Below are 14,708 nucleotides of genomic sequence, written 5' to 3'. Positions count from 1 at the left end.
GGCGAAACCTGTTGCGCCGGACCAGAACGGGGGTAAACCCGAACAGGTCGGCGGCACATCACAAAAGGATAGGACAACATGGCGCGCACAGTTTACCTTGACGGCGAATACCTGCCCGAGACAGAGGCCAAGGTGTCGATCTTCGACCGCGGTTTCGTCATGGGTGACGGGGTTTACGAGGTGACCAGCGTGCTGGGCGGCAAACTGCTGGATTTCGCGGCCCATATGACCCGGCTGACCCGTTCCCTGAACGAATTGCAGATGACCAACCCCCTGACAGAGGCGCAATATCTGGACGCCCATCGCAAGCTGGTCGAACTGAACGACATCGACGAAGGCATGGTCTATCTGCAGGTCACGCGCGGCAATCCCGGCGACCGCGATTTCGCCTTTCCGCCTGACGACACGCCCGCGACCGTGGTGATGTTCACGCAATCGAAACCCGGTCTGGCCGACAACCCGCAGGCCAAGATCGGCATCAAGGTGATTTCCATCCCCGATCTGCGCTGGCACCGCCGCGACATCAAGACCGTGCAACTGCTGTATCCGTCGCTGGCCAAGATGGAGGCCAAGCATCGCGGCGTCGATGACGCCTGGTTCGTCGAGGACGGGCTGGTGACCGAAGGCACCTCGAACAACACCTATATTGTCAAGGGCGGCAAGATCATCACCCGCGCGCTGTCCAACGACATCCTGCACGGCATCACCCGCGCATCCCTGCTGCGTTTCGCCCGCGAGGCGCAGTTGCAGATCGAGGAACGCAGCTTTTCCATCGCCGAGGCGCAGGCCGCGGATGAGGCATTCTTTACCTCGGCATCGGCCTTCGTCATGCCGGTGGTCGAGGTCGATGGCGTGAAGGTCGGCACCGGCACCCCCGGCCCGGTCGCGACCCGCCTGCGCGAGATCTATCTGGATGAATCGCGCAAGGCAGCCGTCTGACGCCAGCGCCGCCCGGAATCGACAAGGCCCGCCCCGACGAACGGGGCGGGCCTTTTGTCCTGCGCCGGACCTTTTTCCTGCGCCAGCGGGGCCTTAGCTGCCCTCGACCCAGGGCGGAACCGGCAGGTCGTCTTCGCTGATGATGGTGTGGCGCACATCCCTGACATCCGCATCACGCAGGACGGCGATCTGATTGCCGTCCACGGTCATCACCACGTCGTCGCCATCCTGTTCAAAGGCGACTTCGCCCTCGCCCTCATATCCGTCGGGCAGCAGCACCTGAATCCGGTCATTGCCGCCCCAGGTGATATCGGCGGGACCGCCGGCCGTGCCGTCGAGGATATAGACATCGCTGCCGCGTTCGCCATCGACGATATCATAGGCACCCGCATAGATCGTATCGGCACCATCGCCGCCCAGCAGGGTATCCGGGGCCTCGGGGTCGGAAGCGTCGGGCGACCAGATCAGATCGTCCCCGTAACCGCCTTCGACATAGACCGTGCCGCCATTGTCGTAGATGGAATCATTGCTGCCATAATCGTCGTCATTGTCGTTGACGTCGTTGGGATTGCCATCGCCATAGATTTCATGCGTGCCGCCGTTGGTGATGATGACATCCCGACCGCTGCCGCCGGAAATCGTGTCCTGGCCTTCGTCGAAACCGGGATTATAGGCACCATACAGGTCGTCGTCGCCACCCAGATAGACCAGATCGTTACCGGCCGCCGCCGCGACGGTATCGTTGCCATAGCCGGTCCAGATCCGGTCGTCGCCCGCGCCGCCATCGACCAGATCGTCGCCGTCATAGGCCAGGATCGCCTCATCCGCGTCTGATCCGGTGATGGTGTCGTCGACGTCTTCGTCTCTGGTGCCTTCGATGACCTCGCGGTCACCATAGGGATCTTCGGGGTCTTCGGGGGGTTCGTTGTCGTCATTGCTGGACATCAGCGCGCCCAGCCCCGCCAGACCGGCAAGACCAAGCATCAAAAACAGCATCTGGTTCATTCAGAAACCCCCAAGGCAGCAAGATGCCGCACCATAGACCGGGCCGTGCCGGTGCGGCAACCCGCGTTTCAGTGCCCCAGGATCTGGCTGAGGAACAGTTTCGTGCGTTCCGACTGCGGGTTGTTGAAAAACTCGGTCGGGGTGTTCTGTTCGACGATCTGGCCCTGATCCATGAAAATGACCCGATGCGCCACGGCCTGCGCGAAACCCATTTCATGGGTCACGCACAGCATGGTCATGCCGTCCTCGGCCAGTTCGATCATGGTGTCCAGAACCTCCTTGATCATCTCGGGGTCGAGGGCGGATGTCGGTTCGTCGAACAGCATGATCTTGGGCTGCATGCACAGCGACCGCGCGATGGCGACGCGCTGCTGCTGACCGCCCGACAGCTGGCCGGGGTATTTGCTGGCCTGTTCGGGGATGCGGACCTTTTCAAGGAAATGCATGGCCGTTTCCTCGGCCTGCCGTTTGGGAACCTTGCGCACCCGGATCGGAGCCAGCGTGCAGTTTTCCAGCACGGTCAGATGCGGGAACAGATTGAAATGCTGGAACACCATGCCGACATCCGAACGCACCTTGTCGATGTTTTTCAGGTCGTTGGTCAGTTCGACGCCATCGACGAAGATATGGCCCTTCTGGTGTTCCTCCAGCCGGTTGATGCAGCGGATCATGGTCGATTTCCCCGAACCCGAAGGCCCGGCGATGACGATCCGTTCGCCGCGCGTCACCGACAGGTTGATGTCGCGCAGCACATGGAACGTGCCATACCACTTGTTCATGTTGCGGATCTCGATCGCGTAATCGCCATCGGTCAGCGGCGCGAGGGTCTGTTGTTGGCTCATGTGAATACCTCTCAGCGATGGTCGCGCTTCAGCTTGCGTTCGAGATACATGGAATATCGCGACATGCCAAAGCAGAGGATGAAGAAGATGGCACCGGTAAAGACATAGGGCTCCCAATAGGCGCCCTTCCATTCAAAGCTGGCGCGCACGGTGTCGGCCATCGCCTTGAGCGGGTCGAACAGGCCGACGAAGGTGACAAGCGTGGTGTCCTTGAACACCCCGATGAAGGTGGACACGATGCCAGGGATACTGATCTTCAGCGCCTGCGGCTGGATGATCAGGCGCTGCGCCTTCCAGTAGTCCAGCCCCAGGGCATCCGCGGCCTCATACTGGCCGCGCGAGCAGGGCGGCCAGACCGCCCCGGATCACCTCGGCCATATAGGCGGCGGCGAACAGCGTGACCATGATGATGACGCGCAGGATGATGTCGAAACTGGTGCCCGGCGGCGAGGAAATAGTTCAGCAGCAAGGACGCCACGAACAGCAGCGTGATCAGCGGCACGCCCCGGATGAATTCGATGAACATCACCGCGAATGTTTTCACGATGGGCAGATCGGAACGCCGCGCCAGCGCCGGAGATCACCCCCAGAGGCAGCGACATGGCAATGGCTGATACGCCGATGGTGATCGCCAGCACAAAGCCGCCGAACTGGGTCGAGGGGACGGCGCGCAGGGCAATCGGCGCGATGCCATGCAGCAGCCCGGCAAAGGCGGCGTTCGCGAACAGCCACCACAGCACGGTCACGACCGCCCCGGCGGCGACGGCCAGCATGCCCAGCCTGTCCGACCGCAGCAGCCAGACGACAAAGCCCAGGACAAAGCCTGCCAGAACCCCGACCTCGGTCCAGATCGAGCCACCCCACAGCAGCCAGACGCTCAGCAACGGATAGCAGACCGTGGCCAGCAGCGCCGCGCGCGGCAGCATTTCGTTCAGCGCGACCCACGCCAGCAGCAGCACCGCGACAAAGACCAACTGCCCGGTCGTGGCCTGCAGCAACTGGCGCAGAACAACGGTCACGATCACGGCAATCGCCATGACGATGCGGCGGATACGTTGGTTGTCGCCGAACAGAACCGGCGTCGGGGCCAGAAACAGCGCACCAAAGGCCAGCGTCGGGCGCCAGTATTCGGGGCGTGGATAAAAGCCGAACATGAACTGATGCCAGCGTTCGCGGATCACCGCGAAACAGGCGCCATGTGCATCCGGCCCCCATCTTTCGGCGATGATCTGGCGGCATTCGTTGATGCTCGACGCGTTCCAGACAGCATGGGCAAACCACGGCCAGACCAGATTGAAAACCGCCCAGATGATCGCCACACCGGCGACGGTCAGGGCAATGTTCAGCCGGGCCGGAAAACAGGTTCTTGCGCAGCCACAGCACCGGCCCCGCGGCGGATGCGGGCGGTGGTTCGGGCGGGATCATCATGTCGCGGACGTAAGCGGTGGTTTGGGCGTGTGTCTCGCTCATCTCAACGCTCCTTCAGCTTGACGCGGCTGTTATAGAAATTCATCCCGCCGGAAATCAGCAGGCTGAGCGCCAGATAGATCCCCATCATCAGGATCATCGCCTCCATTTCCCGTCCGGTCTGGTTCAGCGTCGTCCCGCCAAGCGTGCCGCGCAGATCCATGAAGCCGACGGCGATGGCCAACGACGAGTTCTTGGTCAGGTTCAGATAGTCCGAAATCAGCGGCGGAATGATGACCCGCAGCGCCTGCGGCCGGATGACCAGCGACATGGTGCGGCCGGGACGCAGGCCAAGGGCGGCGGCGGCCTCGGACTGGCCGCGACTGACGGCCATGATGCCCGAACGCACGATTTCCGCGATAAAGGACGCCGTATACAGGGTCAGCGCCAGCCACAGCACCACGAACGCATTGTCCAGATTGATGCCGCCGGTAAAGTTGAAGCCGCGCAGCACCGGCGGCTCCAGATGCAGGCCGAAATACCAGGTCAGCAGCAGGAAGGGCACCAGAAAGACAGCGATCTGCATCCACCATGTCGTCGGGCGGCGCCCGGTCTGGTCCTGAACGCGGCCGGCCCAGGCTGAAATCAGGCGACGGACATAGATCCCCGCCAGCAACACCAGGCCAAAGACGACCCATGCCCAGTTCAGCGTCTCGCGCCCCAGGCTGATCGCGCCGGGACTGTTCGGTCATCGCCAGCGTCGGCACCGCCGTATAGCGGTTCGTCGGCGCGATCGTGTCGAACAGCAGCATCGTCGCCTGCGGGGTTTCGCCGCGATAGGCATTCGGCGGCGGCAGGATTTCGGTAAAGGCCGCCAGGATCACCAGAATCCACAGCAGCAGGGGGACGTTGCGGAAAACCTCGACATAGACGGTCATGATCCGCGAAATCAGCCAGTTCGACGACAGGCGCAGCACACCGACCAAAGCCCCCAGAACGGTCGCGGCGATACAGCCCAGAATCGACACCTGCAGGGTGTTCAGCAGGCCGACCATGGTCGCCCGCAGATGCGTGTCATCCGAATTATAGGGGATCAGCTGTTGCGGGATATCGTAACCCGCGCGTCGGAAAAGAAAATCAAAACTGAAGGCCTGCCCACGATGGCAAGGTTGTTGATCGTATTGCGCACCAGCCAGGCGGCGACCAGCATGACCAGAATGAAGACGACCGCCTGAATGGTCAAAGCCCGGCAGCGTCGATCATAGATAAGCATCGACAACCGGAACGGCGGGTCAACCGCCTCCGTGTTTGCGACCATGTTTTTCCCCTGTTCCCCGGCTACGGTGACTTTGCGCCATCCGTTCCGCCAGGACGTTTTTATTGTTCAGTCGTTTTGCCTTGGCGATGTGCAGCGCAGGGGCCGCACATCGCGATGACAGCAGATGCGATCAGCGGAACGGCATCGCATACATCAGGCCGCCCTGCGTCCATTGCGCATTCAGGCCCCGCGCCAGACCGATCGGGGTCTGTTCGCCGATCGTGGCGGCAAAGATTTCGCCATAGTTGCCGCCCGCCTTGATGGCGTTCTTGGCCCAGTCCGCATTCAGGCCGATCATCTTGCCCAGATCGTCGGTGGTGCCCAGAAGACGCTGCACCTCGGGGTTGGTCGATGATTTCGCCAATTCGTCGATATTGGCCGAGGTCACGCCATATTCTTCGGCCGCGATCAGCGCGAACAGCGTCCAGCGCGTGATGTCGCCCCAGTTGTTGTCGCCGTGGCGCACCGCCGGCCCAAGCGGCTCTTTCGAGATGATCTCGGGCAGGATGATGTGGTTTTCCGGATCGGCAAAGGCCGCCCGCGTCGCGGCCAGACCCGAGGCATCGGTCGTATAGGCATCGCAGGCACCAGCCAGATACTGCTGCTCGCCTTCGGCGTTGCTGTCGATATTGACCGGCTGATAGCTCATGTTGTTCGACTTGAAGTAGTCGGCAAGGTTCAGTTCGGTCGTGGTGCCGGTCTGGATGCAGACGGTCGCGCCGTCCAGTTCCTTGGCCGAGCTGACGCCCAGATCCTTGCGCACCATGAAGCCCTGACCGTCGAAATAGTTCACGCCGATGAAGTCCAGCTTGAGGTCGGTGTCGCGCTGGAAGGTAAAGGTCGAGTTGCGCGCCAGCAGGTCGACCTCGCCCGAGGACAGGGCGGTGAAGCGGGTCTGGCCGGTCGTGGGAACATATTTGACCTTGGCCGGGTCACCCAGAACGGCCGCCGCGACCGCCTTGCAAAAGGCGACGTCAAAGCCCGTCCAGTTGCCATTGGCGTCCGGCGCGGCAAAGCCGACAAGGCCGGTGTTCACGCCGCAGTTCAGTTCGCCCCGCGCCAGCACCTCTTTCAGCGTATCCCCTTCGGCGGCAAAGCCCGCGCCTGCCGCCAGCGCCGCAGCGGTCACTGACCCGAGAAAGACCGTATTCTTCATGAATTTCCCCACTGTTATGTTTATGGCGCGACCTTGGTAACGCCTTTTATAGGCGCACCGATCAATCCAGAGGGGGCCCCAGTGATATCGGCGTCCTCGACATTCAGCATGAAGGAACCCGCGCCCCGGCGTCAAGGCTCTGGGCTGCTGACGCTGGGTCCCCCCTGGGCCTGCAGCAGCATCCAGAACCTTTCGGCGTCGCGAATTGCCTGCAAACGCCCGGCTGCGGCCGCCTCTGCCTCGTCATCGACGCCCCATCTTTCGGCCTGGAACTTTTCGTCGATGCTGGCAAGCGCATGGGATTCCTCGGCTGTCAGGCGGCCTTTCAGCACGGCCAGACCCAGGATCAGCGACCCCGGCAGCGTCACCAGATCATGCAGCGCGGTCAGGGTGAACGGGTCCAGCGCATCGACCTCTGCCCGCAATTTGCGCAGGCTGTCATCGTCCTGAGGTACATGCACTGACCCGTGCGGTGATGCGGATCGGCGCGCCCAGTTCGGTCGCCGCCCAGTCGATCAGCGGGTCCCAGCCTTCGGCCTGACGACGCACCAGCGCCTCGGGCTGGTCGGCGCGGTAGGACAGCAGGTCGGAACCACCGTATTCGGCCAGCATCGCCGCCACCGCCTGCTGCTGGGGACGGACCTTTTCGATGGCGGAATTCGCCGCGCGGGTCAGCGGCATCTGACCGGGCTGGATGATATCGCCCTGCGCGTCCCATTCGGCGGCAATGGCTCTGCGCCAAGGCTTCGGTCGGGACGATCAGCGGCTGCTTGCCGGGGGTGCGCAGGGGCCTGTCGTCCAGCAAGACCGTCCAGCCGTCCCCTTCACGGGTGACACTGGCCTGTTTCCAGAACCGGCGGGCTTTCCACTCACTCATCCGCCCACTCCTGCAAGGCACGCGACAGCACCGCGAAATCCGGTGCGACCAGCGCCGCACCCGCCGACAGCAGCCGCGCGGACGGGTGATAGCCCCAACCGACGCCATAAGCCCCGGTCCCGGCGGACAGCGCCATCGCGATGTCGAATTCGGTATCGCCGACCATCACCGCGCGATCCGCGGCAACCCGCGCCTCGTCCAGCGCCGCCTGCAACATCGCCGGATGCGGTTTCGAGGGGTGGAAATCCGCCGTCTGGCGGCTGACGAACAGCGGCTGCCAGCCATGCGTCTCGACCAGGGCATCCAGACCGCGACGGCTTTTGCCCGTGGCGATGGCCAGCAGGATATCGTCGCGGGCGGCCAGCATGTCCAGGCAGTCCTGCGCGCCCGGATACAACGGCGCGCCTTCGTGCATGCGCGAGCGTTGAAAGGCGGCGCGATAGCCGTCAACGACCTTTGGTCGGGTTTCGGGCGCGACATCCGGGGTCAGTTCGGCGACGGCGACAGGTAGCGACAGGCCGACGATGGACAGCACCTGCTGGCGGTCGATGGGCGCAAGGCCCGCATCCTCGAAACCCGCATTCATCGAGCCGACGATCATCTGCTGGCTGTCGACCAGCGTTCCATCCACGTCAAAGACGACCAGTTTCATCATTCCTCGGCAAAGGGATCGGCGGGCACGTCGTTTTCCGACCAGCCCGAGGTTTCGCAGGTGCGCAGCATATGTTCGGGCAGCGGCGCGGTGATGGTGACCGGCTTTTTCGTGATCGGATGCTCGAACCGGATGGATCGCGCATGCAGATGCAGCTTGCGGCTGATTTCGCCGCCCAGTTGCGCCCCCCAGCCATCGCCCAGGTTTTCCTGACCCGAGCCGCCATATTTGCCATCGCCAACAATCGGATGGCCGATTTCGGCCATATGGGCGCGCAGCTGATGGGTGCGCCCGGTGATCGGCACCAGCGCGACCCATGCCGCGCGCGTGCCAAGCGCATCCAGCACCGCATAATCGCTGTGGGCGCGCTTTGCGCCCTCGACCTCGGACAGGCGGGCGGGATGGACGCAGATCATCTTTTCGCCTTCGCCCATGCGCCCACGCCCCGGCGCCTTGGCCAGCCCGTATTTGATCGAACCCATGCGCGGATCTCGGCACCGCCCGCCACCGCCGCCCAATAGATCTTGCGGGTGGCACGGTGGCGAAACGCCTCGGACAGGGCGCGGGCGACGCGGTCGGTGCGCGCCAGCAGCAGGACGCCAGAGGTGTCCTTGTCCAGCCGGTGAACCAGTTTCGGCCGTTCCTTGTAGCCGAATTTCAGCGCCTCGGTCAGGCCATCGACGTGACGATTGCCCTGCCCCGATCCGCCCTGCGACGGCAAGCCCGGCGGCTTGTTCAGCGCAATGACATGTTCGTCGCGCCACAGCACGGCAGCCTGAATCATCTCGGCATCCGAACTGTTCAGGGCCTTGACCCGCGCGGGCGCGCGGTTCGGGCGGTGCATCCGGCAGCGGCGGCACGCGGACCTCCTGCCCCGCCTCGATCCGGGTGTTGGCCTTGACCCGGCCACCATCGACGCGCAATTGCCCGGTGCGGCACATCTTTTCGACGGCGCCCTGCGTCAGTTGCGGGAATTTCCGCTTCAGCCAGCGATCCAGCCGCTGGTCGCCTTCGTCCGCGCCGATGCGGACCACCTGAACCGCGCTCATGCCAGCAACGCCCGGCCGGCCGAAAGGCCAAGCGCGATGGCCGCCAGCGACAGCATGACCGAGCCGAAGACATAGCCCAGGGCCAGCATCTGGTCACCGCGTTCCCACAGGGTCATCGTGTCCAGCGAAAAGGCGGAAAAGGTCGTGAATCCGCCCAGAACCCCGGTCATCACAAAAGGCGCCAGATGCTGCCCGCCGCGCAGGGCGAACCACGCCGCAACCAGCCCCATGATCAGGGAGCCCAGAATATTCACGGTCAATGTGCCCCAGGGCAGCCCCGGCGCCAGCCGCGTCGTCATGATATTGACGCCGTAGCGCGCAACCGAACCGATCGCGCCGCCCAGGGCGACATGCAGGAATGTGTTGTTCATTTGCGCTCCGCTCCGCGCCGCTTCTGGCGCAGGCCGGCGAACCATTCCACGCGCTTTTTCAGTTCCCGTTCGAATCCGCGTTCGACCGGCGTATAGAGGACCGGGCGGTTCATGCCGTCCGGAAAATAATTCTGCCCCGAAAAACCGTCTTCGGCATCATGGTCATAGGCATAGCCCGCGCCGTAGCCCTGCCCCTTCATCAATTCGGTCGGGGCGTTCAGGATATGGGCGGGCGGCATCTGGCTGCCCGTGCGCCGCGCCAGATCGCGGGCGGCCTTGTAGGCGACATAGACCGCGTTGGATTTCGGCGCCAGGGCGAGGTAAACCACGGCCTGCGCCAAGGCAAGCTCTCCCTCGGGGGAACCAAGGCGTTCGTAAAGCGCCCAGGCATCCAGACAGTGACGCTGCGCGGCGGGATCGGCCAGACCGATATCCTCGACCGCCATGCGGGTGATGCGGCGGGCCAGATAGCGCGGATCCTCGCCCCCCTCCAGCATGCGGGCAAACCAGTAAAGCGCGGCATCCGGGTCAGAGCCGCGCACCGATTTGTGCAGGGCGGAAATCAGGTTGTAATGTTCATCGCCCGATTTGTCGTATTTCGCCGCGCGCCGCATCAGGCGTTTCGACAGGGCGTCGGGATCCAGCTTGCCCGTGACCTTCCAGGCCATGACCTGTTCGATCAGGTTCAGCGCGGCGCGCCCGTCCCCGTCCGCCATTTCCAGCAGGCGGTCGCGCGCCTCGCCTGTCAGCGGCAGCGCGCGGCCCATGTCCTTTTCCGCCCGCTGCGCCAGCAGTTCCAGATCGGTCAGGCTCAGCCGTTCCAGAATCAGCACCTGCGCGCGCGACAGCAGCGCCGCGTTCAGTTCGAAACTGGGATTTTCCGTGGTGGCGCCGACCAGAACAATGGTGCCATCCTCCACATAGGGCAGGAAGCTGTCCTGTTGCGCCTTGTTGAAACGGTGGATCTCATCCACGAACAACAGCGTGCCGCGGCCCTGATCGTGGCGCAGCCGCGCCGCCTCGAACACCTTGCGCAGGTCGGCGACGCCCGAAAAGATCGCCGAGATCTGGACGAAATGCCGGTCCGATCTGCGCGCCAGCAGACGCGCGATCGTGGTCTTGCCGACACCGGGCGGCCCCCACAGGATCAGCGACGACAGGCTGCCCGCCGCCAGCATGGCGCCAAGCGGGCCGTCCGGGCTAAGCAGCTTCGCCTGCCCGATGACATCGGACAGTTGCGCCGGCCGGATGCGGTCGGCCAGCGGCCTGGCGGCTGGTCGGCCCGCAGGGGCGGCTGGTTCCGGACCGTCGAAAAGATCTGCCATGATGGCGCGATGTTACGCCGGAGGCCGCGGGGGTAAAAGCCCCCGCGGCCCGCATCGGCCTAGTGCATCTTGGCCGCGAGGTTGATCGAGACGCATTGGAAATAGCCGTCATCAATCCACATCACCCGACCCAGAGGCTGGACATCCAGACCCGTCGGCAGCAGCCAGCGCGGCCATGTCGCCGCGACCAGCGCGACCAGCTTGACCGCACCAAGCGCGCGAGCAGAGCCGGTCATCTCTTGCAGAAGGTGTTTGTGGACGCTGCGGCGCTGCGCCTGCGGGGTCGAATGGTCGACGAACAGGCGGCTGGCCTCCCATGTGCCGGGTTCGACCGGCGCGACATCATCCAGCAGGTCCTTGGGGATCGAACCGCCCAGAAGACCCAGTTGGGCATCGCGGATCATGTAGGAATACATGCCGCAGCGGGCGGTCGAAGGGGTCAGCCGGACACCGGCAAGGACGCGGTCGAAGTCATGGATAGCCACCCAACGGCTGAAGGGGGTGTCATACTGGTCGAACTCCATATCGTCGGTCTGGGGCAGATCCCAGTTTTTCTGGATGATGAAGCTCTGTTTGCGAGCGCGAAAGACATTTGCGAACAGTTCGCCGTGGTTGTGCAGGTTCGAGTAAGAAAGCGTGGTGGTTTGCATGGTCGTCTCCTGGGGTTTAGGGGTAACCCTCAGGCATATGCGAACGATTGAGCACCGCCCTACAGAAGACGGTAATCCTTGGCCCGCTGCAGCGCCTCGGCCGTCGTGCGGGCCATCAGTCTTTCCCGCGCCGATATCAGCCGCGCCTTGAAGGCGCTTTCCGTGATCCCAAGTTTAGCAGCCGCTGCCGCATGACGATCCCCTTCCGCGATACACCGGAGGGCTTCTTGTTGAGCCTTCGTCAGGCTCTCCGGCGGCTCTGTGATGTCGTGAAGCCGTCGTATCATGGTCGAGACCGCATCGATCTCGTCATCCGTGAATTCTCGCCTGTTATGTGTGAAACAGGCAATGGTGCGCGACTGCATCGGGCCGTGCGATGGGGCAAGTCCATAGGTCAGGCCGTGATCGGCGGCGTCCTGCAGGATCGAAAAGGGATCCGGGATCGGCAACACGCTCCATCGACAGGCGCCCGTCGTCGAAAAGCCCCAGGCGATCGTGGGGTCGCGCAAAGCGTATGCGCGTTCGGAATAGCGCTGAGACCACTTTTCCGGATAGGTCTGGAACTGCATGAGGGGTGCAGCGAAACGGATATGCAATCCGATGAAGTAGCCCGAGGGGGACAGCTTCCTCAGCTTTTGCAGGATTGCGTTGATTTCAGCGCGTGAAGACATATCTCTTTAGACAAATTGTGCCCGGGGACATCCATGAGTATCGTATGGATGGCCCAGTCTAGTCGGAAATAAGTTAAAAAGTCCACAATACCCGGACGATGGCGAAGATTCTGATGCTTTTTCATTTAGGCATGGATTTTGGCGATTCCAGCGGTCTTTTGCGGTTTTCGCCGCGCCAACTGGCTGCCTGATCGCCCTTCGGTCACTTTTCGCCCAGAGCCTGCCAGCACCCATCACGAAAAAATAATACCCCGAAGACAGATCTTCGGGGTATCCGGATCGTTTTCATGACCGCGAAGCGGCCGAGGCGAATCATTCTTCGCCCGAAACCTCTTCGGCTTCCAGCCGCGCGCGGTCGGCAGCGCCCTTGGCGCTGACGTCACGGTCAACGAATTCGATGATCGCCATCGGCGCCATGTCGCCGTAACGGAAACCGGCCTTCAGGACGCGGACGTAACCGCCATTGCGTTCCTTGAAGCGCGGGCCGAGGATTTCGAACAGGCGCGCGACATGCTGATCCTGCTTCAGCTGCGAGGCGGCCTGACGGCGGGCGTGCAGATCGCCGCGCTTGGCAAGGGTGATCAGCTTTTCGATGATCGGACGCAGTTCCTTGGCCTTGGGCAGGGTCGTCTTGATCTGCTCGTGCTCGATGAGTGAGCCGGCCATGTTGGCGAACATCGCCTTGCGGTGTTCGTGGGTACGGTTCAGGCGGCGGTAACCGCTGGCGTGACGCATGATGATCTCCTATTCACGTCTTTTGCTTTGTCCGGGCAACCCATGCGTGCGGGCCACTCTCCTTGGGGCAAGATTGCCCAGGGCTCGGAAAGGTGGGGTGAAACCCCACCCTACCGGTGGTCGTAGGGTGGGGTTTTACCCCACCACTCCCTTAAAACTGGTCGTCGAAACGCTTGGCCAGGTCTTCGATGTTTTCCGGCGGCCAATCCACGACATCCATGCCCAGATGCAGGCCCATGCCCGACAGCACTTCCTTGATTTCATTCAGGGATTTGCGGCCGAAGTTCGGGGTGCGCAGCATCTCCGCCTCGGTTTTCTGGATCAGATCGCCGATATAGACGATGTTGTCGTTCTTCAGGCAGTTCGCCGAACGGACCGAAAGCTCAAGCTCATCGACCTTTTTCAGCAGACGCGGGTCGAATTCCAGACCGTCGTCGGCATCCTTGTGGCCAGCCTGCTCGGGCTCTTCGAAGTTCACGAAGACCGACAGCTGATCCTGCAGGATGCGCGCGGCATAGGCCACGGCATCTTCCGGGGTCAGCGAACCGTCGGTTTCGACCTTCATCGTCAGCTTGTCGCAATCCAGCACCTGGCCTTCGCGGGTGGGCGTGACTTCGTAGCTGACACGTTTCACCGGCGAAAAGATCGCGTCGATCGGAATCAGGCCGATGGGCGCATCCTCGGGACGGTTCTTGTCGGCCGCGACATAGCCCTTGCCGTTCTGGACGGTCAGTTCCATGTGCAGTTCCGCCCCCTCGTCAAGGTGACAGATGACGTGGTCGCGGTTCAGGACCTGGATGCCTGCGGTTTCGGTGATGTCGCCAGCGCGCACCTCGCCCGGACCCTTGGCCGAGAGCGTCAGGCGCTTGGGCGTGTCGACATCCATGCGCAGCGTGACGCCCTTGAGGTTCAGGACGATATCGGTCACATCCTCGCGCACGCCCGCGACCGAGGAAAACTCGTGCAGGACGTTGTCGATCTGGACCGAGGTGATTGCCGCGCCTTGCAGCGACGACAGCAGGATACGGCGCAGCGCGTTGCCAAGCGTCAGGCCAAAGCCCCGCTCCAGCGGTTCGGCGACGACGGTCGCCACGCGGGTCGCATCTGCACCAGGCTTGATGTCAAGCTGGGTCGGCTTGATCAGTTCAGCCCAATTCTTGCGGATCATGCGTTGGCCTCCATACCAGTTCCCAGCCCATGTCCGAAAGCCGGGAACGCCCGAGGTGAAATGCGAATAGAGCGCCCCGCGCAAAATGCGCAGGACGCCTGAATTTGTCCGAAATCAGACGCGGCGGCGCTTTGGTGGGCGGCAGCCGTTATGCGCGATGGGGCTGACGTCACGGATCGCGGTGATGTTGAACCCGACAGCAGCCAGCGCGCGCAGGGCCGATTCACGACCCGAACCGGGGCCCTGAACTTCAACTTCCAGCGTGCGGACGCCGTGTTCCTGCGCTTTCTTGCCTGCATCTTCTGCGGCCATCTGCGCGGCATAGGGGGTCGATTTCCGCGAACCCTTGAAACCCATGGTGCCGGCCGACGACCACGAGATCGCATTGCCCTGCACGTCCGAGATCAGGATCTTGGTGTTGTTGAACGACGAATTCACATGCGCGACGCCCGAAGCGATGTTCTTGCGTTCCTTGCGCTTGATGCGGGTCTTATCGCGTGCCATTCCTGTGCCCCCTTATTTCTTCTTGCCGGCGATGGGTTT

The 14,708-nt window shown here is 62.9% G+C and carries 14 protein-coding genes and 4 pseudogenes; 1 reads left to right on the top strand and 17 read right to left on the bottom strand.

The genetic code is table 11. The features are described 5' to 3' along the window. The first annotated feature begins 78 nt into the window (after window positions 1–78). Entirely contained in the window at window positions 79–939 is an 861-nt protein-coding gene (locus PE067_RS11615; protein ID WP_276189536.1) for a D-amino-acid transaminase, read from the top strand. A 93-nt stretch (window positions 940–1,032) separates the two neighbouring features. Here the strand turns inward: PE067_RS11615 and PE067_RS11610 are convergent, their stop codons facing one another. The 17 genes and pseudogenes from PE067_RS11610 to rpsK form a co-directional block, all read right to left on the bottom strand. Then, the gene (locus PE067_RS11610) at window positions 1,033–1,935 is read right to left on the bottom strand and encodes a calcium-binding protein (RefSeq protein ID WP_276189535.1); all 903 of its coding nucleotides are present in this window, start codon (window positions 1,933–1,935) and stop codon (window positions 1,033–1,035) included. Window positions 1,936–2,012: 77 nt separating this feature from the next. Beyond that, complete coding sequence (locus PE067_RS11605) at window positions 2,013–2,786, bottom strand: amino acid ABC transporter ATP-binding protein (protein WP_276189534.1); 774 nt, start codon at window positions 2,784–2,786, stop codon at window positions 2,013–2,015. A gap of 11 nt (window positions 2,787–2,797) precedes the next feature. After that, window positions 2,798–3,445: pseudogene (locus tag PE067_RS11600) on the bottom strand (amino acid ABC transporter permease); the annotation flags it as partial. 812 nt (window positions 3,446–4,257) lie between these two features. Beyond that, window positions 4,258–5,511, bottom strand: a pseudogene (locus PE067_RS11595) (ABC transporter permease subunit). A 130-nt stretch (window positions 5,512–5,641) separates the two neighbouring features. Continuing rightward, window positions 5,642–6,667, bottom strand: coding sequence for an amino acid ABC transporter substrate-binding protein (locus tag PE067_RS11590; protein WP_276189533.1), 1,026 nt, complete (start codon window positions 6,665–6,667; stop codon window positions 5,642–5,644). A gap of 131 nt (window positions 6,668–6,798) precedes the next feature. Next, window positions 6,799–7,128: a hypothetical protein gene (locus tag PE067_RS21875; protein WP_346429689.1), complete on the bottom strand. Its 330-nt coding sequence runs from the start codon at window positions 7,126–7,128 to the stop codon at window positions 6,799–6,801. After that, entirely contained in the window at window positions 7,106–7,348 is a 243-nt protein-coding gene (locus PE067_RS21870; RefSeq protein ID WP_346429688.1) for an ATP12 family protein, read from the bottom strand. The genes PE067_RS21875 and PE067_RS21870 overlap by 23 nt, the downstream gene beginning before the upstream one ends. 112 nt (window positions 7,349–7,460) lie before the next feature. Continuing rightward, a pseudogene (locus PE067_RS21865) lies at window positions 7,461–7,544 on the bottom strand (ATPase); the annotation flags it as partial. Further along, a complete protein-coding gene (locus PE067_RS11580) occupies window positions 7,537–8,196 on the bottom strand; it encodes an HAD-IA family hydrolase (RefSeq protein ID WP_276189532.1) in 660 nt (219 codons plus the stop codon). The pseudogene PE067_RS21865 and the gene PE067_RS11580, both read right to left, overlap by 8 nt. Beyond that, window positions 8,196–9,245 (bottom strand): annotated as a pseudogene (locus PE067_RS11575) (RluA family pseudouridine synthase). Before PE067_RS11575 ends, PE067_RS11580 begins: the two are co-directional and overlap by 1 nt. Next, a complete protein-coding gene (crcB, locus tag PE067_RS11570; RefSeq protein ID WP_276189531.1) occupies window positions 9,242–9,616 on the bottom strand; it encodes a fluoride efflux transporter CrcB in 375 nt (124 codons plus the stop codon). The pseudogene PE067_RS11575 and the gene crcB overlap by 4 nt, the downstream one beginning before the upstream one ends. After that, complete coding sequence (locus PE067_RS11565) at window positions 9,613–10,941, bottom strand: replication-associated recombination protein A (RefSeq protein ID WP_276189530.1); 1,329 nt, start codon at window positions 10,939–10,941, stop codon at window positions 9,613–9,615. The genes crcB and PE067_RS11565 overlap by 4 nt, the downstream gene beginning before the upstream one ends. Window positions 10,942–11,000: 59 nt before the next feature. Beyond that, window positions 11,001–11,591 (bottom strand): acyl-homoserine-lactone synthase, encoded by a 591-nt coding sequence (locus tag PE067_RS11560; protein WP_276189529.1) that lies wholly within the window; start codon window positions 11,589–11,591, stop codon window positions 11,001–11,003. Window positions 11,592–11,650: 59 nt separating this feature from the next. Beyond that, entirely contained in the window at window positions 11,651–12,262 is a 612-nt protein-coding gene (locus PE067_RS11555) for an autoinducer binding domain-containing protein (protein ID WP_276189528.1), read from the bottom strand. 312 nt (window positions 12,263–12,574) lie between these two features. Further along, complete coding sequence (rplQ, locus tag PE067_RS11550; protein ID WP_276189527.1) at window positions 12,575–12,997, bottom strand: 50S ribosomal protein L17; 423 nt, start codon at window positions 12,995–12,997, stop codon at window positions 12,575–12,577. 151 nt (window positions 12,998–13,148) lie between these two features. After that, a complete protein-coding gene (locus tag PE067_RS11545; RefSeq protein ID WP_276189526.1) occupies window positions 13,149–14,165 on the bottom strand; it encodes a DNA-directed RNA polymerase subunit alpha in 1,017 nt (338 codons plus the stop codon). A 114-nt stretch (window positions 14,166–14,279) separates the two neighbouring features. Beyond that, window positions 14,280–14,669: a 30S ribosomal protein S11 gene (gene rpsK, locus PE067_RS11540; RefSeq protein WP_276189525.1), complete on the bottom strand. Its 390-nt coding sequence runs from the start codon at window positions 14,667–14,669 to the stop codon at window positions 14,280–14,282. Window positions 14,670–14,708 lie beyond the last annotated feature (39 nt).

It is taken from the genome of Paracoccus sp. DMF-8 (assembly GCF_029309835.1).
Lineage (GTDB): Bacteria > Pseudomonadota > Alphaproteobacteria > Rhodobacterales > Rhodobacteraceae > Paracoccus.
Note: the sequence above shows the minus strand (reverse complement) of the source record. Positions and strands in the feature narration are given on the sequence as shown.